Source organism: Mucilaginibacter sp. OK268 (assembly GCF_900103125.1).
GTDB lineage: Bacteria > Bacteroidota > Bacteroidia > Sphingobacteriales > Sphingobacteriaceae > Mucilaginibacter.
In genome coordinates this window covers 1,195,260-1,218,908 of sequence record NZ_FNJV01000001.1, presented here as the reverse complement: position 1 = coordinate 1,218,908, position 23,649 = coordinate 1,195,260, and the positions used below count along the sequence as shown (strand labels likewise).

10 protein-coding genes are annotated in these 23,649 nt (G+C 40.5%); 1 reads left to right on the top strand and 9 read right to left on the bottom strand.

From position 1 onward, the window contains the following. Positions 1-71 precede the first annotated feature (71 nt). The 3 genes from BLR84_RS04975 to BLR84_RS04965 form a co-directional block, all read right to left on the bottom strand. Positions 72-1,697: a RagB/SusD family nutrient uptake outer membrane protein gene (locus BLR84_RS04975; RefSeq protein WP_090465167.1), complete on the bottom strand. Its 1,626-nt coding sequence runs from the start codon at positions 1,695-1,697 to the stop codon at positions 72-74. Between the two features lie 18 nt (positions 1,698-1,715). Further along, positions 1,716-4,760 (bottom strand): SusC/RagA family TonB-linked outer membrane protein, encoded by a 3,045-nt coding sequence (locus BLR84_RS04970; protein WP_090465164.1) that lies wholly within the window; start codon positions 4,758-4,760, stop codon positions 1,716-1,718. A 378-nt stretch (positions 4,761-5,138) separates the two neighbouring features. Next, on the bottom strand, positions 5,139-9,203 hold the full coding sequence (locus BLR84_RS04965; RefSeq protein ID WP_176851951.1) for a hybrid sensor histidine kinase/response regulator transcription factor: 4,065 nt from the start codon (positions 9,201-9,203) through the stop codon (positions 5,139-5,141). A 263-nt stretch (positions 9,204-9,466) separates the two neighbouring features. Here BLR84_RS04965 and BLR84_RS04960 point away from each other — a divergent pair, with 263 nt between their 5' ends. Beyond that, on the top strand, positions 9,467-10,288 hold the full coding sequence (locus BLR84_RS04960; RefSeq protein ID WP_090465159.1) for a family 16 glycosylhydrolase: 822 nt from the start codon (positions 9,467-9,469) through the stop codon (positions 10,286-10,288). Between the two features lie 1,224 nt (positions 10,289-11,512). Here the strand turns inward: BLR84_RS04960 and BLR84_RS04955 are convergent. The 6 genes from BLR84_RS04955 to BLR84_RS04925 all read right to left on the bottom strand — a co-directional run bounded on the left by BLR84_RS04955 (position 11,513) and on the right by BLR84_RS04925 (position 23,641). Then, complete coding sequence (locus tag BLR84_RS04955; RefSeq protein WP_090465156.1) at positions 11,513-11,704, bottom strand: hypothetical protein; 192 nt, start codon at positions 11,702-11,704, stop codon at positions 11,513-11,515. A 171-nt stretch (positions 11,705-11,875) separates the two neighbouring features. Further along, positions 11,876-13,495, bottom strand: coding sequence for a RagB/SusD family nutrient uptake outer membrane protein (locus BLR84_RS04950; protein ID WP_090465153.1), 1,620 nt, complete (start codon positions 13,493-13,495; stop codon positions 11,876-11,878). 24 nt (positions 13,496-13,519) lie between these two features. Then, positions 13,520-16,666 (bottom strand): SusC/RagA family TonB-linked outer membrane protein, encoded by a 3,147-nt coding sequence (locus tag BLR84_RS04945; RefSeq protein ID WP_090465150.1) that lies wholly within the window; start codon positions 16,664-16,666, stop codon positions 13,520-13,522. A 602-nt stretch (positions 16,667-17,268) separates the two neighbouring features. Then, positions 17,269-18,036, bottom strand: a complete 768-nt coding sequence (locus BLR84_RS04935) for a GH12 family glycosyl hydrolase domain-containing protein (protein WP_090465144.1) — start codon at positions 18,034-18,036, stop codon at positions 17,269-17,271. A gap of 243 nt (positions 18,037-18,279) precedes the next feature. After that, positions 18,280-21,051, bottom strand: coding sequence for a glycoside hydrolase family 2 protein (locus BLR84_RS04930; protein ID WP_090465138.1), 2,772 nt, complete (start codon positions 21,049-21,051; stop codon positions 18,280-18,282). A gap of 142 nt (positions 21,052-21,193) precedes the next feature. After that, positions 21,194-23,641, bottom strand: coding sequence for a glycoside hydrolase family 2 TIM barrel-domain containing protein (locus BLR84_RS04925; RefSeq protein WP_090465134.1), 2,448 nt, complete (start codon positions 23,639-23,641; stop codon positions 21,194-21,196). Positions 23,642-23,649: the final 8 nt, after the last annotated feature.

Genomic DNA, 23,649 nt, shown 5'->3' with positions numbered 1-23,649 from the left:
AATAAAATATATTACACCGGCATAAAGTAATAAATAAGGGCTTACATTTAAGCCCTTATTTATTAAAAAAACTAATATCCGGGATTCTGCTCTAAAACAGCATCCTTATTTAATTGAATTTCTGACAATGGTATAGGCAAGAGTAAATTTTTAGCTGCCAAACCGGTTGTTGGATGCTGTACGTCATTTGAATTAAGACGCAAGGAGCGTTCAACCAAAGTACCTGTACGCATTAGTGTCATCCGGCGATTTTCTTCACCGATCAACTCGCGGGCACGCTCATCCAAAACAAAATTAAGGTTCATTTGGTCGGAGGTAACCTGTGGTGCATTTGCCCTTGTTCTCAATACATTTATTGATGTTGCAGCGTCGGCGGTTTTGCCTTGTTTTACCTGTGCTTCGGCCAGTAACAGGTAGGTTTCTCCTAAACGCATCATCATAAAATCCTTGATCATGGCATATCCAAAAACATCATTTGGATCATAAGCGCCCCACTTGGTTGTGCTCGGGCATATTTTATATAAGGTATCCGGACCGGTAAATGGCACCTGTTGGCCATAAGTAGCGGGTTTAGTAACATCATTATAATAATACCGGCGACGTATACTGTATTGCGAGTTCCGCATGTCACCCGTTGGATAAAGACCGTATAACACCCAATTACTCAACCTGAGCCTGCCAATACTGCGGCCACCTAAAGTATCGCTAATAACCAATCCGCTAATATTGTAATAAGCGGCTCCCCATACCCGTCGCTGTTGCGCGGCATCCGTATTACCACCCACCACCGTGCTTGGATTTTCTTGCTCCAGCACCCATATAGCTTCGGAATTTCCCTGGGCGCGCCTTTCGTTCCCGTAAACAAACATATCAGAATAATAATCGCCTGCTCCGCCTGCCCTCACACCATACCGGGCTTTGATCAGGCTAAATTTACCGCTGTTAATAACGGCCTGGGCCTGCTGTTCGGCCAAATCATTTTTCCCCATACGCAAATAAACTTCGGCAAGCAGTTGCATAGCCATATACTTGTTGGCACGGCCAACGGGTTTACCTTGCGAATTTAATTTACCTGTACCTGCTGAAAGGTCGGCCAGATTACTGATGGCGAAGGTAAGATCGCTTACAATTTGCGCGTTTACAGCATCAAGTGACGCACGTACAAAATCTGTTTTAGGTGCGGTAATAGTATGTATAATCAGTGGCACTTTGCCAAAAAGTGTGGCTAGGTTGTTATAAGCATAAGCCCTGAAAAATTTAGCCTCGGCCGCAAAAGCATTTTTACCTACCTGCCCAATTTTGGTTGTTGAGGGGCTTTCTACGCCATCAACTATGATATTGGCATTATTTATTAACGCATAGTATTTACCCCATATATAGGAGGCAGCTCCATCAGTTGACGTAAGCTGTGCATAGTTGTAGTAAGGCACTTCAATTCCCTGCTGATTTGCGGTGGCGTTGGCCACATCGGTACCTACCTGCCATACACTGGGCCAGCCTTGTGCGCTTGAATAGGTTAAAATTGTGCTTTCATAATTATACAAACCTACAGCAGAAGCTTCAAACCCAAGGGAATCTGTAAGTGTTAACGGCGTATATGATGAATATGGTTTTTCATCCAGGTAGTTTTTTTTACAGGATGCAAATGCAATAATAAGCACTGATACTGAAACCAATATTTTTGAATACTTTTTCATGTCTTTATATTTATCAGTTTATTTTAATGAGATATTTACACCTAAAACAAATGTGCGTGTTACGGGGTAGTTATTAGTCCAATCGGACGCATAGGCTTGCTGATTGGCTGATGAATTTGAGGTTCCTCTTGTATAAAAGGTTTGCTCAGGATCCCACCCTATCCATTTAGTAAAGGTGTACAGGTTACGCCCGCTTGCATAAAAAGTTAAACCAGCCAGGTGTGCTTTATCCAATATTTTTTGCGGAACAACATAACTAAAGGTTACATCTTTTATACGGGTATAACTGGCATCGCGCGGGTAACCATACCCACGGGTATTGGTATATGATAATGCCTGGAATGAGTTATTGCCATTGGTAGGTGTCCAATAACCAATTTCAGCAGGTGTGTTTCTTCTGCCTGATTCATCTGCGTAGTTCAAGTCAGCATTATTTCTCATCTGGCCCTGGGCGGTTTGAATAAATACACTCAGATTAAACTGCTTATAATGAAATGTATTAGTTAAACCACCTGTCCATTTCGGCGCGGTTTGGCCTTGTATTACTCTGTCATCCGCTGTGATTTTACCATCACCGTTAGTATCTGCAAACTTTAAATCGCCGGGTTTTGCGCCGGGATCTTGTTTAGATGCATCCTCACCTGTTTGCCAAACACCTGTCATCTTGTAATCATATATCACGTTGATTGGCTGCCCGATAAACCACCGGTTACCCAAATCGTCCTTACCGTCACCATATAGGTCAACAATTTTATTACGATTAATTGCGTACACAATGTTACTTTCCCAACGGAAATCACTCCCGGTTATATTACGGGTAGTAAGCGTAACCTCAATACCTTTATTAGCCACCTTACCTATATTATCCAATATTCTTGAATAACCGGTTATAAGGGGCAGGCTCCTTTGCAGCAATAAACCGGATGTACGCGTACTGTAGGCATCAACCGAGCCACTTATTCGGTTGTTAAATAACGAATAATCGACCCCGATATTAGTACCAACAGTTGTTTCCCAATGCAAATTGGGGTTACCCAGGTTACTGGCCTGTACACCTGTAACACCAACACCATTGAAAGGGGATTTAACGGGGCTATCAGTAGTAATAGTTTGGTAAACGCTGATAGCTTCATTACCTGTTTTACCATAAGATGCCCTTAATTTCAAGCTATTGACTATAGTTGAATTTTTCAGAAAATCTTCCTGGCTTATATTCCAGCCCAGAGCTGCTGAAGGAAACCAACCATATTTTGTTGTGTTAGCGCCAAATACAGATGAGCCATCCCTCCGGGCCGTGAAAGTGAAAAGGTAGCGACTGTTATACGAATAGTTAATGCGCCCCATTTGGGAATTAAGCGCATAACGATCTGAATAAGTACCCAAAGCTGTTGTACCTGGGATACTCAGGGCTGATATTGTAGCCCCGGCTCCAATATTATTAAATGACAACAGATCGTTTACATAACCACTTCCGGCAAAACTTGAAATAAAATACCGCTTTCGTTGGGCACTGTAAAGTCCGGTAAGATCAAAATGATGCTTACCTATATCTTTATTGTAATACAAAAGGTTTTCAATGGTATATGAATTGGTTTCAGAGCTGGTTGCAGTAGCATAGCCAAGTGGGGTATTGGCCAGACGGCCGCTGTAGCTGTCAATACGTGTTGGTAAATAAGAATAGCCTGCGTTTACACGATATTTTAACCCTTTAAGTATTCCCCCGAATTTTAGCTCGGCATAGGCATTACCATTAAGGTTTACACTGCGGTTAACCTGATCAGTAACAAGGCCCAATAACGGGTTAGTATATAAAAGCTCAGGATTCATGGGATAAATTGCATAGGTGCCATCAGCATTATACTTATTACCATAAGGACTCATGGCAGTCGCAAACAGTAAGTTAGCGCGGCCTCCATCATAATTGTTATTGGTAAAAAAAGCAGATGTGCCTACCGTTAAAAAACTGGTAACATTAACATCAAGGTTTGAGCGGATACTTATACGGTTATATTGATAGCCCTGTATCACACCTTTCTGTTTCATATAATCACCAGAAACATAATATTTAACATCGGGGCTACCACCTGATATGCTCAGGTTATGATCTTGCATAACACCTTGCTGGGTTACTGCTTTCATCCAGTCAATTGTACGACCAGCCTGATAGTTAGGAAGTTCAGAACTATTAGGAACTGGACTTGTTTGCTTTTGACCTGTTTGAGACATATAATCTGCATATTTTTGTATATACGCTGAAGGATCACGTGGCTCCAGGATATGTGCTATGTTTTCAACACCGGCATAAGCGTTATAACGGATCACAGGTTTACCACTGGTACCCCTTTTTGTGGTGATCAGTATTACTCCATTTGAGCCATTAGTACCATAGATAGCTACCGCCGAGGCATCTTTTAATATCTCCATGGAGGCAATATCATTAGGGTTAATATCATTAAGCGAGCCGCCGGTTTTGCTAAGCGGGATACCATCAACCACCACATATGGGCCAGTACCTGCGTTAATAGAGTTTTGCCCCCTCACAATAGCCGACGGAGAACTACCCGGCACAGATGAAGTAGTTGTTACGCTTACCCCCGCTACCGCCCCTTCAAAAGCCTGTAGCACATTGGTAACCGGCAATTGCGACAAACGTGCTTTGGGTACTGACACCACCGAACCGGTTACGTCTGAACGTTTTTGGGTACCATAACCCACTACCACAACTTCATTCAGCTGCTTATCTTTATCTTCAAGTACTATGTTAATTACGGTATGCTCTTTATCAACCTGTATGGTTTTGGTAACCATGCTTACAAATGATATGCTTAACGTAGTGCCATCGTTTACGTTGATCTTAAAAACGCCATTTACATCGGTAACGGTAACCTGGCTGGTACCTGCCACCTTAATGGTAGCACCCGGTAATACATTGCCGGAGGCATCTTTTACAACGCCTTTGATATTAATTTTTGTTTGCGCATAGGTTAACTGGCTTATGCTTGTGAGCATTACCATCAATAACCACATGGTGTAACGAGTTAAATAAGTAGATTTTATTTTCATAATTTTTAGGGTTAAATAAGTTTAATAATGATTAGGAGAATAAATAAGTGTTAACCCGACAGGTTTAATATCCAGCGAGGCAAAATCCTGCTATTGGTTTTTGAACATTTCATACTGATGGCTTAGTTTATAATTGTTTTAGAAGAATAGTAAAAGCTGATACTATTGCTAACCGGTTGAAACTAAATAAGCGTTATTTACCGTTGTACGAGGGGGGTAAAACTATAAATTGTGGGGGTTAAAATACCTGTTTAAAGCATTTTCGGCCCTTTTGGGCGAGATCAAGCAAAATAAGTGTTAAAAGAACCTTTATTTATTGTCATAGCTTCTGCTATCCTTCAAAATCAATAAACGTTAGGCAACAGAATAAATCATTAATTACTTAACTGGATTTTCCTTAACAAATTCACTCATCCGGTAAGAGGTTTGAAAATTTGCCCGGTGCTTTTTTATAAACTCGGAGGGGTTTACACAAAACTGTTTGTTAAACTGTTCGCGAAAATATTTCATATCACTAAACCCAACCTGAAAGGCGGCTTCATTAACATTACAATTGGTATGGATCAAAAGCTCAGCGGCTTTACGCAAGCGCACAAACCTGATAAAATTATTAACAGACTGCCCGGTAATGCCTTTAATTCTTTTAAAAAGTGTTGAATAACTTATACTCATTTCTTTTGCTAATACATCAACATCAAAAAGCTCGTCGGTAAAGTTCTGTTCAATAACAGCGATGCAATTGTTTAAGAAATCCTTATGCTCCTGAGATATCCGGCGTGTTGCATCTTTTTGAGTAATTTCTTTATAAAAATACTTTTGCAGCTCGGTCTTGCTCCGTAAAACACTTTTGACACGGGCTATAAGCAACTCTTTTTCAAATGGTTTTCGCAAAAAGTCAATTGCCCCTTCCTCTATACTTTTTACCATAATATCAGGGGTAGCATCACCGGTTAACAGAATAACAGGAATATGGTTAATGGCGGGATCCTCCTTTACCATCTTACATAATTCCAACCCATCCATGCCATCCATCACAATATCGCTAATGACCACATCAGGGATGTACTTCTTTATCAGTTCAAAACCAACTGTACCATTATCAGCTTCAAAAACAGTGTAATCAGGCGCAAATATCTTCCTGATATAGCTTCTCATCTGATCATTATCATCAATGATGATAATAGAATACTTGTCTGAAATGAATAACTCAAGCTTATTAATCCCTTTCTCCTGAACAATGGCATCTTTGTTATCATGGTCAATAAATTCATTAACATAAGTATAATCAGGCGTAATATCTTCGGCCAATTGCTCATTAGCAAAATGCTTTTTTCCTTTTGGTAAACTCATTACAAAAGTGGTTCCGCCGTTTACATTGTTTGAATAACTAATATTGCCTTGATGTATTTCAATAAAAACCTTTACCAGGTATAAACCTATACCAAAGCCTGTTCTGAAGTAGTTTTTATCTTTGATCTGATAAAATTTATCAAATAATTTATCGCCTATATCTGTATTTATACCAATGCCGTTATCGGTGATTTTAAAATACACCTGCTCTTCATCTTCCTGAATTATAATATTGATGATTCCATGGTTGGGCGTAAACTTAATGGCATTAGATATCAGGTTAAACAGCGCAATTTCTATTTTTTCAAGATCAGCATATACATCTATCTGATCACAGGAACAGTAAATGGTGTAATTTATCTTTTTAACCCGGGCCTGATGAATAAAGCAGGCAAATACCTCATTACATAAACTTACAAAGTTTAATTTACTTACTTTTAGCTGTGTATTTTCACTCTCTGTTTTTCTGAAAAGCAGCAGGTGATCAACCAAACCAAGCAGGCGGCGGGCATTGCTGTAAATAATATTCAACTCATCGGTATTGCCTTTATTTTGATTGAGCAGATCTTTAATGGGACTAATAATTAAAGTTAGCGGTGTTCTAAACTCGTGCGAAACGTTTGTAAAAAATGATAGTTTCTTTTCATTAAGCTCTTTTTCTTTTTCCACCTTAAGGTTGGCAATCTCAATTTCAAATTGAAGCTTTGCCTGCCTTACGCGGTATGTCCAGAAGGCATATACAATTGCCGAAATAATAAGTGCATACAATATATAGGCCCACCATGTCCGATACCATGGCGGCATAATGGTTACCTTAATTATCAGTTGTTCGGCCATCCAATGCCCTTTAGTATCGGTTGCTTTAATTCTAAGTGTATAATCTCCTTCATTTAAACGGGTATAATATGCCGTTTTCATTTTGCCTACATAATTCCAACCGTGATCCCATCCTTCCAGGTAATAAGCATAATCAATTTTATCAGGAAATGAGTATTCAAGCGCTGTATAATCAATGGTTAAAGTTGCTTGGTCATAGGGTAATATAATTTTTTTGAGGCTAACTATAGGTTGATATCCTGTATGTGAACTATTGCCCTCAACATCAATGTTATTTATTTTCAATCCGGTTAGACGAAGACCGGGCTGATGGTTTCTGATCTTAATGCTATCCGGATTAAAAAGATTAAAACCGTTAATACCGCCAAATAGCATTTTTCCCGATTGAAGCTTTAAAGCAGCATTATAATTAAACTGATGGCTCTGCAAACCGTCTGATACATTAAAGTTGGTAAACTTGTTATTCTGCGGCGAGTATTGGGTTAACCCGTTATAGGTACTACACCACAAATTGTTGTTATCATCAACAAGAATATTAAGTACTGAATTGCTGGGCAGACCATTAACTTGTGTATATCTTTTGTAGGTATTGTGATCAGGGTTGTATAACAAAAGTCCGCCCCCCTCTGTTCCAACCCATAAACGATGTAATTCATCTCCGGTGATAGATCGTATGGCGTATCCTATGGTAAAATATTGATGCTTTTTATTCAGGGTATCAATTTTAATTAAATGAGTGTAATCACCAGCCCAAAGCCTTCCATCCTGATCTTCATATAATGAATGTATATCAACCAGGTTTTTATCAAACAGTTCAAACCTATCAGCTTTCCGGTTGTATAGATACAAAGCTCCTCCCCGCGTTGTTCCGGCCCACAAACGGTAGTGCGAATCTTCATATAACTTCCATAAATTTTTATCGGCCGTTTTAGCGTAAGTATTATAACAGGTATAGTGCTTAAAACGTCCGGTTAATTTGTTAAATGCATCAATCCCACCGCTAAATGTGGCTACCCACATATTATTATCATAGGTTTTAATAAGGCTGACAATAAAATTGCTGCTCAATGAACCCTGATCCTGATTGTGTACATAGTGGGTATATACATTATTTTTAGTGTTCCAGTAGCTTAACCCTCCCCCATCTGTTCCGATCCAGATATTATGCAGCTCATCCTCGCAAAAAGAAAGTATAAAATTATTGACGACGGTATTTTTGTTAAACGGATCATGACTATACTGATCAAAGGGCTTGTTTTCAGTATCTACTATATTAACCCCTCCACGCAATGTTGCTATCCACTTTCTTGATTCTTTATCCTCATAAACTGCGTTTACGGCACCACTACGTAAAGATCCTTTTTCTTCGCCGGTTACTATATAGCTTAGTTTATTGGTGTTGGTATTTAAAATATTCAGCCCTCCGCCATTGGTGGCTATCCATAAATTTGCTTTTTCATCGAGGCTTAAATTAAAGATGTTATCACTGGTAAGTTTACTATAAGGCGGATTAAACCTGTTAATTTCCCGGGTATTAATATTACAGATATATAACCCATTTTCTGTTCCTATCCAAATATGATTATGCCCGTCATCGATCAGGCAACTGGCAAACTGGAGTTGCCTGTTAAATTCGGTAATGCTATTTTTTCGTATATCATACAGACATAACCCAACATCCTTTACAAACATCCATAGGCCTTTATTGGCTATTGCGAGAGCTTGTATATTATAATTATACTTTTTATTTAAAGCAACCTGCTTGTATAAATTTAGATTTCTATTATAAACCAGCAGCCCCATTTCGTCAGCGGCAACATAAACATTACCAGCATTATCGGCAATAACTGCATTTATATTAGCTGTTATTCTTATTTTTTTAATACGCTGCTCTGGCTGATAATATTCTGGATAGAAGTAAGCATCGGCATAATTATAATATACCAGGCCCTTCTGTGTCCCAACCAATATTTTATTACCAGTACCTCCTATAGCTGTAATGTGATTATTGGCTAATGACCTTGAGTTTCCCCATATATTTCTGAAAATCTTAAATTGATCACCGTCATACCGGTTCAATCCGTCATAAGTACCCATCCACATAAACCCATATTGATCCTGGTAAATACAGGTAACAGCATTATTCGATAAGCCATTCTCAATACCTAAATACCTAATGGGTGGATTAATCAATACCGCCTGGGCCGAATAGCATAACAAAATAAAACAGGCACAAATGAATGTTCTGCTCTTCAATATAAATTTTGCCCAATAAAACATTTCACCTTAGTAAATAATTAGTCTATCAAATTTATCAAATGTTTGGTGGACTACATTACCATATATTACCCCTATCAAAATTTGCTCTCTGGTTTCGAAAAATCAAAACCTCCATAAACAGCCCCCTATAAAAGGCTGATTTGCCCCCTATCACGCTGTTTTATTTACCTTTCATTTGTCTTACCAATTAATAAGGAATACCAGGGAAGCAAACCAATTACCTTACAAGAAATCTTATTATGAAAAAATTAACTCACATGCTCACAGCTCTGTTCTTGTTTGCCATGTTTTTGGCATGCAAAAAAGAAGCTACACATCAGATTGCAAATGCTGATCAATCTTCATCCCTTTTAAAGACGAATGCCGTTTCGTGGGTAAATGTTATTCCGGCTAATTCATTTAACTCCTTTAGTACCTATTGGAACAATTTGTATCCCTGGGGATCAGATCATAATGGATCAGCCCGCATGCGTGCCGAAAACATCTCGGTATCAGGAGACGTACTTACTTTAACCAGTGGCCCCAGCGGCAGTGTTGGTAACAGTTCATCATCCCCTTACCTTGCCATTCATTATTATTCGGGCACTATTTATGCAAAAACAGTACCTGTTGTTGACGATTCATGGCCTAAATGGCATTTTAAGGGAGAGTTCCAATGCCCTTCACAAACGGGTACCTGGCCAGCGTTTTGGGTGACTGGAGCTACCAGTTGGCCACCCGAAAGCGATTTTATGGAGTTTAAAGGAAGTACAACATGTTGGACAAATACCTACAAAAATGCCAGCGGTGGCTGGTCAAGTGTAGGTACAACAATCTCCAGCCCGGCCAACTGGCATACTTACTCAGTGTATATGACAAAAACCAATGCAACTGATGTTTCGATAGAATACTGGATTGATGGTTCATTAAAAAGTACGCAAACCGGAGCCAACTTTGTAGGTAAGGGCTTGAATATTATTATTGACTATCAAATGGAGGGCTCATCGGGCACACCAGGCCCAACAGGAACTAGTTCTATGTCGGCAAGAAACGTTATTGTTGAAAAGAGCGCCACATTATAACAACCAAATCAATTCACCTTGCTTCCTTGGTATCCCTTATAAACTATATACGTGGCTCTTATATCAGCCCTATAAAAACAGCTGAAAAACAAAAGGGACCTTAACATTATTACAAAGGTCACTTTTGGTTCAGAGGCTGAGTTCGGACCCCAGTCAAAAGGTGGGTACTTAAAACTTTTCTTTAAAAAAAAGCCTATTGATCAATGATCAGCAGGTTTTTTTCATGTTCAGCGGTTAGGGAGGGCATGAAACCCACATACATTTAGCACTACAAATCAATCATTTACAACATTTTCTTTTTTTTTGAAAAAATACCGGTTTAGTTTTAAAGATAAAGTAGTCGAAACCCAGTACTGCGCTGGACATCACAGCTACGATACAAACCAATAGTATGTAGACCAATATTTTAATAAACTTGTCTTAGGTTGTTAATAACATTGAAAACAGGAAGCTCAATAAAGAAATGCCCAAAACGGCAAGTGCACAATAAAAAACATCGGAGTTTTTTAATTTGAAGTAAGTGGCGAGCGCCAATATACAGATCGTCGCGATTAGCACCTATGAGTAATATAGCAGAGGCAAATTCTTGACCGATTCACGGTAAAGGCGAGAATACCTGGAAGATTTCCAGAAGGCTGAGGCGTAGGTTTGGGCGGCATAGTGAATTGATGATAAGAAGGTCTGATTTAATCAATTATTAGATTATCAATTAAATAGAATGCGGAAGAAACTTAAAGCATCTTAAACCATACATTTAAAATAACGACAACTGTACCATATTTATCTGTAAGGCAGCGATCGCTTTCAACGTTTTCTGCAACACCTCCTGTTTATAATTCGTCGTATCGGAATTACCCAGATACTTCATCATCTACGCTTTCATATCTTGCAGTGCAGTACTCAATGCCACATCCCATGAAGCATATTTTTTGCAGAACGCTAAGGGGAAAATTTTCAGAACGTACTTTAACTACGGTTATCATCTGAATGGCAAGAATACGGAAAAACAGGCGCTGTTAAAGGCGATAAAACAGCGCAAAAAAAGGCTAAAAACCTCCAGAGCAAAGTCATAAGTTAAGGGTTATTGAATGATTTATTTTCATTTTATTTAACAATATCGATCATACAAGGATTCGTTTTATGATACTGGTCTATAACCTTTGAAACATTTCGGGCAACTTTTTTGTTGTAATTTTCAACTACAGAACAAAATCTATCAGTTCATTAGCTTTTTTGATCTTTGATAACACTAATTAATTCCCGCAATAACCCGGTGTTTTCATCTAAAATGCTGAGGATGACTTCGATCTTTTCATTTAGTTTCTCCAGTTCGTCATTGTTATTCCCTGTCCATGATGTGTTAGTCTGAATTAAATCGATTCCAGATTTTAGCTTTTCAAATTGTGATTCCTCCATTATTCATTTATTTTGAATTAGCTTATTAATTGGTAACCGCCCCTTTATTCGTAATACCAATAGGCTATTTCGGCGTGGCCCTTTTATCCCTGACATTTGGCATCTAATCATGTAAAAAAGAGCCTGAAACATGGAATGCTGCAGGCTCTTTTTTATCTAAATCAGGAGGCCTTAATTCCAGTCACCGGAAACATCCCTTGCTACTGAAGAATTGGCATTTTTCTCAGCTAAAGGTATTGGGAACAGTAAATTTTTATCTTGAAAGGGCCGTGTACCGTCTTCAACTTGTCTTTCAGAATTTATGGTTTGTTTTGCGATACCCCAGCGTATCAAGTCAAAATAGCGGCTTTGTTCGCCGGTTAATTCCAACTGCCTTTCACGCATTAAAATGTTCATAGCTTCTGTCTGGCTACCCAACGAAGTATAAAGAGGCGCATTAACACTTGGTCTGCTGCGTACCTGGTTAATCAATGCCATTGGCTGTGACCCTGTATTACCCTGTTGTATGTAAGCTTCGGCCAGCATAAGCAATACATCAGCATAGCGTATTACCTGCCCGTTTATACCACTTTGCGGTCCGCCAAAACTGGCCATCTTATTATAATATTCATATTTAAGCCACGCATATCCTTTTGAGGCGTAAGGGTAAGCTATAGTAGGCGACACTCCAGGTTTAGGAGGGGCACATTGCTGGCAATATTCCGTTTGCCCGCCACTTGCGGCATCGCCATAAAAGGTGAAGGCTGCACGGGGGTCTACGTAATTCACAGAGGGGTTTTGTGGGTTAGGATAGGTGAAAGCTTTAACAGCAGTTGTGGTTACAAGTACATTGTTCCAATCATTAAAACCATATTCCTGCGCACGGCCAGAATGGGTGGCTTTTCCACCCCAGGTTTCCTGACCGCCAAAAAGGTAGTATTGATTACCTATACCCCAATCTGTCCATTTCTGGTTCATCACCTGAAAAATGGTTTCGGGATTCAAAGCAGGGTCATCCTGGTTCGGGTCATCAAAAAGATCATTATAAACCGGCGCAAGCGAATAGCTGTAAGGCGCCTTGGTTAACTTAGCAAGTTCTGTTTGTGCCAGAGCCCATTTTTTTTCATATAAGTAAGATTTCCCCAAAAGCGCAACTGCAACACCTTGCGTTGCTCGGCCATAATTGTCAGAAGAGTATGAAAGCGGAAGACCTTTCTCGGCATCCTTTAAATCCTGTTCAATGAATGCCCATACATCGGCTACAGGCGATCTGGCCAAATTAATCTCGGCAGGGGTTGGCTGCTGGATAAACTTGGTACGCAAAGGCACCCGCCCGTACAAATTAACGAGTTGAAAATAGGCATAAGCACGCAGTAATTTGGCTTCGGCGATATATTGAGCCTGGTCAGTTGTCTCTGCGGCGTTAGCCGGCTTCCATGACGTCTGCGCACGATCAATAACAACGTTAGCACGCGCTATTATCTGGTATAACGCTGCCCATATTTGGCCCATCTGGTTCTGATCGGTGCCAAAATTATACTGGGCCAACTGCAGGAGGTCGCCTACCAGAGGCTGATTGTTTTTGGCATCATAGCCCAACAAATCAAAAGTATAATACCACTCGCGTGCCCACAAACCCGTATGCAGCAAACCAGCGTAAGTGGCCACAACGGCCTGGTTTACGGCAGCATCGGTGGTAAAATAAGTGTCATAAGTATAAGCGTTCTTATTAACCAGATCCAAATTCTTTTTACATCCTATCGAGAGAATTAAAAGCCCTCCCACCATAAGAAATTTTATATATTTTTTCATAATTGTATTTTTTATAAATATTGCTTAAAATCCTGCCTGTATCCCGAATAAAAATGTGCGGGCCTGCGGGATCTGGCCTGTATCAATACCGCGGCTAAAAATAGTATCGTTCGCGTTGTTATCTCCATTTACTGTGCTTAATTCGGGATCATAGCCTTTATATCCGGTTATGGTAAATAAATTTTGCGCAGCAATATATATGCGCAGTTTACTCAACACATTACCCGAAAACGATTTTAAAGCGTTTTTTGTTAAAGTGTAGCCTAGGGTTACATTGCGGGCACGTAAATAAGCGCCGTTGTCGATAAAGAAATCTGACGGCCTTACATTTCCCGTTCCTGTTGCATTCTGCCCCGCTCTTGGCAGCTTGGCATTGTCACCCGTTTTTTTCCACCTGTCTAATATGTCGGTTGAGGCATTATGCCCTGTCGCTGCGAAATCCAAAGTGGAAGCCCTCAGATCATTTCCAATCTGCACGCCCTGCACGCCTGATAATACTACGTTAAGGTCGAAATTATGATAAGTGGCACCCACGTTGATGCCATACGTAAACTTTGGAATTGCGCTCCCTAAAACCTGCTGGTCTTTTGAGTCAACAACGCCGTCTCCGTTCAGGTCCTTAAATATAAAGTCGCCGGGAAGCAATCCAGACTGGTAAACTTTAGTCGGATCGCCGGTCTTCTGCTGTGCCTTTTGATTTAATGCATCAATTTCAGCCTGGTCTCTGGCTACATGATCCTCCCTATAACCATAATATGACCCGATAGCAATACCCGGCATAGTCATTGTCTGTACGCTAGTGGTTCCTCCAATTATTGGAGTTGGCGATTGAGGGTCTAACGCTAATGTTTTATTATTGTTAAAAGCGCCGTTAACGCTTATGTTATAGCTAAAACCCTTTTGTACTTCAGACCGGTAACCTAACTGAAATTCAAACCCTTTGTTTTGCACCTTGGCCGCGTTAACCGTCTCATAACTGTTGCTTGTATTTAAGCCTACCCCTAAACTTGGCGGTACAGGTATATTTACTAATAATCCACTGCTTTTTCTATTGTAGTAATCGGCGGTAAAAGTTATCCTGTTGTTGAGAAATGCCAGATCGATGCCGGCATCGGTTTGGTCGGTTGCTTCCCAATGCAATTTCGGGTTGGCAATTGTAATAGCTGTTGTTCCGTTAACGAATTTCTCAGTTTGACCAAAAGAATATACCAGGTTTCCTACAGGCGATCCGTTAAATGTTAATACATCGGTTCTGCCTAGATCGATCCGGTTATTACCTGTACGTCCCCATCCTACACGCAGTTTACCATCACTGACAAATGGAAGAGCCGCTTTTACGAAATCTTCCTGACTGAATCGCCATGCAAAGCCCGCGCTCGGGAAATTGCCGTAACGGACTGCAGGGAGAAAGTTGGAAGACCCGTCACGCCTTACGCTGGCTGAAAGGATATACTTATCGTCATAAGAATAAATCAAACGTCCGTAATAAGATTGTTGGACGCCAAATTGAGTGGCATAACCCGATGACCTACCTGTTACAGTAACAGTTGGGGCTACACCAATGTCCTTTACCGCATCGGTCAGCATGCCTGTACCCGTTAAACTAGCAGAGCTACTGGTTCCTGCATCAATGTAACTGTTACCTGCTGTTAGCGAAATATTGTGTTTACCAAAGGTATGGTTATAGGACAAATAGTTCTCAATGATGTAATAGGAGGAGCTGCCGTAGGCATGGCCCGCTTGGCGGTCGAAAGCCAGTTTATTGGCAGTTACGAAAGGTACCTGATAAGAATCACTTCCATTACTGTCATATGTTGCTGATGCTTGCGAACGGAAAGTTAAACCATCAATAATTTTCACTTCGGCAAATACTTGTGGATATAATACCATGTCCTGGCTGCTTTGGGTTTTTAGGCCCAGATCCGCCAATGGATTTATAGCATTGCTGTTATCATCATTATTGGTCAAGATGGAGTAACCGCCCGTAATTGAGGAATCATAAATGGGTTGATAAGGTGCATAAGTAAGGGCGTTGCCTATGCCCGCTGTCTGGCCCCGCGTCTTGGTGTACCTCAAATTTAAGGTTTGCCCGAAATGAAAACGGCCTAATTTTTCGTCAAGCGAGAACCTGTTATTAAACCGCTTAAAAGTATAATCCTTAATCGTGGCTTGCTGCGTTACATATCCTGCCGACATATTATAGGTAACCTTATCACCTCCGCCGCTTATACTTACATCATTTTGAGTTGATAAAGCGGTTTTAAAAATTTCGTTTTGCCAGTCGTTTCTGTCAACCAAAACGAACGGCGTGTTAAGTTTTGCTGGTATTGGAACATTGTTGGTAACGGCAACATCTTTAATGAGGTCTACATAATCAGCTGCTTTTAACAGATCGAGTTTTTTTGGTATAGTTGAAAAACCTACCTGTGATGTAAATGATATTTGAGTGGGGCCGGCTTTACCTTTTTTTGTTGTAATTATCACAACGCCGTTAGCCCCCGAAGCGCCATATATTGCTGTTGAAGCGGCGTCTTTCAATATGGTAATATTCTCAATGTCCTGTGGGCTAATCGTATTGAACAAGCCGGCATCAGCTTGTATGCCATCAATAACGTATAACGGGCTAACATTAGTGAAAGAACCGGTACCACGTATAATAATTTGCGCATCTGAACCTGGCGAGCCATTCGCAGTTACTACCTGAACACCTGGCGCCTTACCTATTAATAATTGTGCAGGACTTGTTGATGTATTGGCGCCCGCATCTTTCGCCGCCACCACATTAACAGCGCTTACCAGGTCTTTTCTGCGGGCCGTACCATATCCGATTACGACTACTTCGTTCAGGTTATTGGTAGTAGTCGATAAGACTACATTGAGTGTACCTGATGCCGGAACGACAAGCTCTTTTTGATCATAACCGACAAAAGAGAAAATCAATGTGTTTCCCTGAACGGCGTTTATGGTATAGGACCCGTCCGAACTTGTATTGGTGACCTCAGAGCTACCTTTGACTTTAACCGTTACACCGGGCAAAGGCAGCCCATCGTCCTTACCCGACACTTTGCCGGTAATTTTTCCTGTTTGGGAAAAACCGGGTAGACTTATCATTAGAGCTGATAAAGTCATCCCGATAAAAACTAGGAATTTTGTTAGTAGTTTTCTTTTCATGGATTTAAAATTTAAGTGAAATAATTGGCTGATTATTGAAGGATGAGAATAACTGACTGTAAGAAACTCGCATCAAAACGTAATTATATTTATAGGTGAAATTAGGGTCTATCCTGATGCTCTCCTCCCATCTCCTCGGTGATATCTCCATTCTTTTGATATCAGGACTATTTAATGGTTTTACGTTTGCAATCGATTGCGAAACTCCCGTATTAAAAAGCATATCACAGTTCATTAGTGAATTTTCAAACACGCTAAAACTTCAACAGAATCTCAGCTGCTTGTTAGGAAAAAAACAAATATTGGTTCAATTGATAATTGGTGGAACACTCTTCAAAACCATCGTTTAGACACGCCGTGCTGAAATAATATTCCTTGGGTTGAAACTATGATAACTTTAAAAAAAGGAAGGGACAAGGATGGACAAAAATATAGACCAAATGTTCAAAGCTTTGCAATAAATTATAAATAAAGCACTTAGATTTTACTCAATTACTTAAACTAATACAGCTGAATCCATAAAAAATGATCATGCCATTGCTGGTCATGATCATTAACTGCGTTTAAAGTTTAGATAAAATCAATAGCTTACGCTTACCAGGTTAGTTATAGCTCACCGAATAGCTGTTTGTTGTAAAATTCAAGCCAGATCCGTTATTCCCATAGGATGATGTGATTTCAAAACCAAGTTGTACATTACCTAAAGTGATATTACCAAACCAGCCCTGGTTCTTTATCCAATTTTGAATAGCTTTAACATCCACAGTTCCTGAATTTGTTTTGCTTGTTCTTAAAAACGAAAACACATCGTTGCTTCCATTGTTACCCCTGAAAACATTCCAGGTGTGGCCTCCGATGGATTGATTGGTATATACAGGTACCGGGTTACCCGCTGCATTCCAGTTGTATGATATCGGTTTAACATTTCCGCTGCCGTCGGTATTACCTGTAGAATTCATCCATAGCATAGTTTCATAATGATTATTGTTATCCCAAATATCGTATGCAACTTCCCAGGCTCCACCTGACGGCGTCGTTACATTGAAACTGCTGCTGCAATTGTTAAGATTGCTTAATGCTACCCCGACATACTTTGTTGAATTCGGATACGATTTGATACCACCGGTGTTTGGATGATTGGCCCAGATCCCCCAGTTACTATAGGAATTGGCCCAGATACTTTGCGAACCGGCCCCGCTGCCCCAAATATTGTTATAAACCGTGTACCCACCGTTTTGCCAGGAAGCATACTGAGCTGAGGATGACCAGTTTGCTTCAACCTTGCCGCTGGCAGGTGCTGGTTCTGCGTTATTTTTTTTACACGCAGTAAATAATGCTGCTACTAACAGCACACAAAGAGCTTTTTTCATAAGGTAAATTTCAGGTGTTTATTAATTGGTTAATTAATAACAAAGATATATGACTGAAAACCATGAGAGTTTGCACTGGTTTCTCAATTATTTATACTGATATCTCAATAACAATACATTTTAATACATCATTATTAATATCGTCCAAAATCCAATACCCGGTAATTACCTAACCATGAAGCGCAGCCGGCTGAAGTAAGATTGTTCATTATATCTTTTAGATGCTGACAGCTACCGCTTTCTCTATCGAAAATCAAACCATAAGCTACCGCTTACTGGTGTATAATTGAGGGATACGTTTTTCTGACTTTGCGGACCTAATTTATTGGCCGACTGAAATTTTGTTCCGATTGGGTTGATGGTATTCAGAAACCCCAGGTTACCCTCCGGAAAAGGTGGATCAGTATTATCATTACCTGAACCTGCAGCTTTAGCAGGTTTCAGCATCTGTAAATACATACCTTTTTGATTGGTGTACACAGTAAATGGAGCCTGCTTGTTTTCAATCGTTACCCAATAGACTTCGGCATGATAACCTTTAAATTCGGGATAGTTCCAGCTTTCACCGGTTATGGTATTATTATAAGCTTTGTGCCAAACGCCAAACTGCTGGCCCTTAAGTCTGTTTTTCCAAACATGGTATGGCCCACGCCCCTCCCACTCCATCCCGGTTATCTGTTCTTCCGGATAATTAAAGGTAATACCTGAAAAATCAAATTCACCCCTTTCATCAAATTGATAATCAAGCTTTGCCGGTTTGCCGGAGCTAAATGTCCATTTAACGCTAAAGCGGGGGCTTCCTTCATATACTGGTTCTACTATTTCATCATCGCCCGAGGTATAATGTTTTAGTTGTTTAAGGGTATGCTTTGCACCTGTCAGCGCAGGCCCATCTTTTAAATCAATGGTTGATTTTGGGGTAATTACTTTTTGGAGATAGCCTGTTTGCGTATCAAAATAATAACTGATGCTATTGGCTTTAACCACCAGGCTTCCACCTTGCTCCACAGTTACTGGTTTGGTGGTAGTATGTGCAATAAATTTATTGGTTCCGTTTGCCGGCGATCTTAATGGCCAGCTCCAGGTAAAGATCTCTTTGTTATCAGGGCCAGTGGCTGTTAAGTACAATACATCACTGTTAGCCCTATTTGCCGGTAAATTGAGTTGTAAAAACCCTTTTCCACCCGGTTCAAGATCTATCCGCGCCACACTTCCTGACGCATTAATTTTGCCTTGTAAATTATTATTACCAGGTAATGGCAAGGATACCAGTTTCCATTTAAAAGAACATTTATTGAGGTTGGTATAAATATACCGGTTCTCCACCTCCAATTTGCCGTCAAATATTTCCGGTATAAAAGGCTTTTCTATCACCACCGGTGACCAAATTTCTTTAATGGTATAAAAACTGCCTTCTTTTTCACGATGAGGACCCAATATGCCATCAGGCGCAGCATTGCCCTGTATATCTATCTGTCCGTTCCTGTCTGTTCGGGCCACGCCCTCGTCATGAAATGACCATAAAAACCCACCGCCGAAATACGGATGCCTACGCATCAGGTTCCAGAAATCATCTAATCCTGCACCCTGGCCCCCATCATATAAACCGTGCATAAATTCAGTTGGGAAAAACACCTCCTTACCATATAAAACCGAATTGCTTACATAATTATAGTCGGGATAGTGTTTGGTATCTGTTCCGTTGAATTTTTCCCAGGGATGAATTATGAGGCGACGCTGAGGATCATATTTAGCAAATTCCGTATCGAGATCCGTATTCCAGCCTCCTTCGTTTCCATTATCCCATATCACGATAGATGGATGGTTTACATCTCTTACCACCAGTTCTTTTACCAACTTTTTCCCAACTTCGGTATCATATTTGGCTTGCCAACCGGTTAATTCGTCCAATACAAAAAGGCCAAGTGAATCACAAACATCCAGAAAATGCTGATCAGGAGGATAATGCGACATCCTTACCGCATTCATATTCATTTCTTTCATCAGCTTAACATCCATCAGGCTAATATCTTTACTCAATGTACGACCAGATTCGGGCCATTCGCTATGCCTGCATACACCTTTAAAAACAACTTTTTTGCCGTTTACATAAAAGCCATCCTGCAACCTTAACTCCGCGGTACGAAAGCCAAAACGTTGTTTTATTGTATGAATTACACCTTGCGAACCATTAACTGAGACCACAAGATTATATAAATTAGGCGCCTCCGGGTTCCAGGGTAAAATATCTTTTAATTGTTGTTGCAAACTTGTTTTTTGCTCACCTGTAGTTACTTTTATACTGAAAGGTACACCTACCGGTTGCCCGTTAAGTTTCTGTACTTGCGCTTTTATCGTGTGGCTATTATTCGCATTAGCAGTAAATACATCAAGCCTTAACGAGCCGTTTGCTTTGGCATCAATGGCTAACCTGTCAATAAATGTTTTGGGGATTATTTCCAGGTAAACGGGCCGAAAAATACCGCCAAACAACCAAAAATCAGCTTTGCGCTCTGCCTGGTTAATAGATTCATTTGTTGACCGTTTGCTAACCGTTACTTCCAATAAATTATCACCGTTATAATTTAGCAATTGGGTAACATCATATTTAAACCGGTAAAAACCACCCTGATGTACAGGCCCGGCAAGTTTTCCATTTATTTTAACTTCTGTTTCGGTCATGGAAGCTTCAAAAACTATAAAAACATTTTTGGCCGATGCCGATGCAGGTACTTTAAAATGATATTTGTACTTCCCCTGCTCTTCGGGGTTCTGCGTGTCTTTATAATAATTATAAGTACCAAAGCCTTGCTGTTCCCAATTGGAAGGGACAGCTATCTTACTCCATGAACCACTTTTCTGACCTGTATTGATATAAAAATCCCAGTCGACAGTATGATCTTTATCTGTACCTGATAAATATTGATATTGTGTTTGCTGTGCTTCTGCTGATGATAATGATATAGAAAACAAAGTCCATAACATTAACACCCTATATTTTTGATATTTTTTCATAACCCTTAGCGAATTTATAATATTTGTTAACCATTGACGCTATTCTCAGGCAATTATGATAAATTCCTCTAAGGCCCTGCAGGCACTTAACCTTTTAACATTTTTGATTCCTTGCTGCTTGTGCGCCCAATGTACGTCTTGTTTACCTGTTTTTTCCGGAAATTGCTTTGATATTTAAAGCAGCCCCTGATAAACCAGCTGAGCTAACCATCAATTTAATATCACCGGCACTATGGGCACTTCGAATGACAACCAAAGCACGTCCGTGCCAGGCTTTGTGCGTATTTCCAACGTAGGAGTCTGTATCTTTCATATCCGCATTGGCTACTCCGGCAATTACTCCTGGTCCTTCAATTTTAAAAAGCAGGAGGTTCACCGCATTTGGCTGAAGTACACCGTTCTTGTCGATAAGCTCTACAGTAATATAAGACAAGTCCTGTCCATTAGCTACGATCTCCTTCCTATCAGCACTTAATTGAATTCGAGCACCATCTCCGGAAGTTTGCAAAACGGCTGACTCTATCTCCTTATCATTAACCACACCAACTGCCTTAAGTTGACCGGGCGCATAGGGTACTGCAAATTCAGCTTTATATTCCTGTTCATCCGTTGTTGGCTTTTCGCCTATGAGTTTGCCGTTCAAGTAAAGGCGCACCCTGGGATACCTGGAATAAACTTCAACGTTAATGGCTTTTCCTGTATATTTCGGCCAGGTCCAGCTGTCCCATGTGGGCCATACCGACCACCACGTTGTTTTGATCTCTAAGGGTTCTGGTTCACGAACAGCCATATACAACTTTTCGGTATTATTGTATAACAGGCTCCGATAGTGCGAGATCGGCTTTCTCCACCCAATCAGATCAATATCGCCACAGTAAGCGCCATGCCATGGAAAAAAGTCATGCTCCCAGTGTTCACCGGGCATATCACCTGAATAATACCAACGGCCTATCCCTGATTCCCCAAGATAATCTATAGCCGTCCAAACAAAATCCCCAATAACATGATTGTTGCTGTTTACCAACTTCCAATTGGCAAAAGCATCTTTAGGATACGACTCTGTTTGAAAGATGATTCGGGAAGGCACCCGCTTATGATCCGACGGCGCACTCCCCAGGTGGTAATTATAACCGGCAATGTCATGCGCAGCGAAAAGGGAATCAAGCGTTGTCCAATTCTTGCCATTATCCACAACTGCGGATGTAACAGGCCTGGTGGTGTCAATCTTTTTTATAGCGCCTGCAAGCATTTTAGCTGTTTCTACAGCCTCGGGGGTACCTCGCTCTACTATTTCATTGCCAATACTCCACATGATGATTGAAGGGTGATTACGATCTCGCAAAACCATGGCATCCAGGTCGCGTCTCCACCATTCGTTAAAATACCGGGCATAATCGTGTTTGTTTTTTCCGACTTTCCAACAATCAAATGATTCATCAACAACCAACAGACCTAACCTATCGCAAGCATTTAAAAAAGCCTCGGAGGGTGGATTGTGGGAGGTTCTTACCGCATTAAATCCAGCTTCCTTAAGCAATTCAACCTTACGCTCCTCTGCACGGTCAAAAGCGGCAGCACCCAGACAACCATTATCATGGTGCACACATCCACCATTGATCTTTATTGTTTTACCATTAAGCTGAAATCCATTTTCAACTGTATATTTTATGGAACGTATGCCAAAAGGCGTTTCGGTTTTGTCAACCACATTTTTACTTCGGATGATCTGTATTTGAGCATTGTATAAATGGGGCGTTTCCGATGTCCATTGCAGCGGATTTGCTACGATTATGGTCTGAGCTATTTCCCGTTCACTATTGGCGGCCAGTTTAACCTTTATTTGATTATTTCCTGCATTTTTAGAATTTGCATCCTGTAAGCGGGTGCTAAATACAATACTTTGCGGCAATCCGGTTTCGTTTTTTAACACCGTTTTAATTTGAACAGTCGCTTTTTTTGCAGATACAAAGGGAGTTGTAATTGAAACGCCCCAATCAGCAATGTGCACAGCATCGGTAATATTCATCCAAACATGGCGATAAATGCCGGAGCCACTGAACCACCTGCTGTTCACCTGCTGGGAATTGTCCACCCGCACTGCGATCACATTTTCATGATTAAGATCTAAATAAGGCGAAAGGTCATAACTAAACGATGAATAGCCATAAGGGTAAGTTCCAAGTGATTTTCCATTAATAAAAACTTCCGAATTCATATAAACCCCTTCAAAGTAAATGGAGATTTTTTTGCCTTTCCATTCACCGGGGGCTTTGAAGGTTTTCCTGTACCAGCCGATACCTGCAGGGAAATATCCGCCCGCACCGCCAGTGGGGTTTTTAGGACTTATGTTTCCTTCAATGCTCCAGTCATGAGGCAGATCAAGGTTCCGCCATCCAACATCGTTAAAATCTTTTGATTTTGCCAATTCCTGATCTCCCAGAAAAAATTTCCAGTTATAATCAAATAATTGTTTTCGCTCCGTTTTACCGGGGTTTTGCGCCTGGCACGCAATTTGGCCAGTCAAAAACAGCAGGGCTGTAACTATTGCTTTAACATAATATGTCATGCTGTTAGTTTTATGCAATTTCATAATGATCT

Excerpts from the sequence above, each read along its gene's own strand:
- BLR84_RS04975 (WP_090465167.1), bottom strand. The coding sequence starts at position 1,697 with ATGAAAAAGTATTCAAAAATATTGGTTTCAGTATCAGTGCTTATTATT.
- BLR84_RS04970 (WP_090465164.1), bottom strand. The coding sequence starts at position 4,760 with ATGAAAATAAAATCTACTTATTTAACTCGTTACACCATGTGGTTATTG.
- BLR84_RS04960 (WP_090465159.1), top strand. The coding sequence starts at position 9,467 with ATGAAAAAATTAACTCACATGCTCACAGCTCTGTTCTTGTTTGCCATG.
- BLR84_RS04955 (WP_090465156.1), bottom strand. The coding sequence starts at position 11,704 with ATGGAGGAATCACAATTTGAAAAGCTAAAATCTGGAATCGATTTAATT.
- BLR84_RS04950 (WP_090465153.1), bottom strand. The coding sequence starts at position 13,495 with ATGAAAAAATATATAAAATTTCTTATGGTGGGAGGGCTTTTAATTCTC.
- BLR84_RS04945 (WP_090465150.1), bottom strand. The coding sequence starts at position 16,666 with ATGAAAAGAAAACTACTAACAAAATTCCTAGTTTTTATCGGGATGACT.
- BLR84_RS04935 (WP_090465144.1), bottom strand. The coding sequence starts at position 18,036 with ATGAAAAAAGCTCTTTGTGTGCTGTTAGTAGCAGCATTATTTACTGCG.
- BLR84_RS04930 (WP_090465138.1), bottom strand. The coding sequence starts at position 21,051 with ATGAAAAAATATCAAAAATATAGGGTGTTAATGTTATGGACTTTGTTT.
- BLR84_RS04925 (WP_090465134.1), bottom strand. The coding sequence starts at position 23,641 with ATGAAATTGCATAAAACTAACAGCATGACATATTATGTTAAAGCAATA.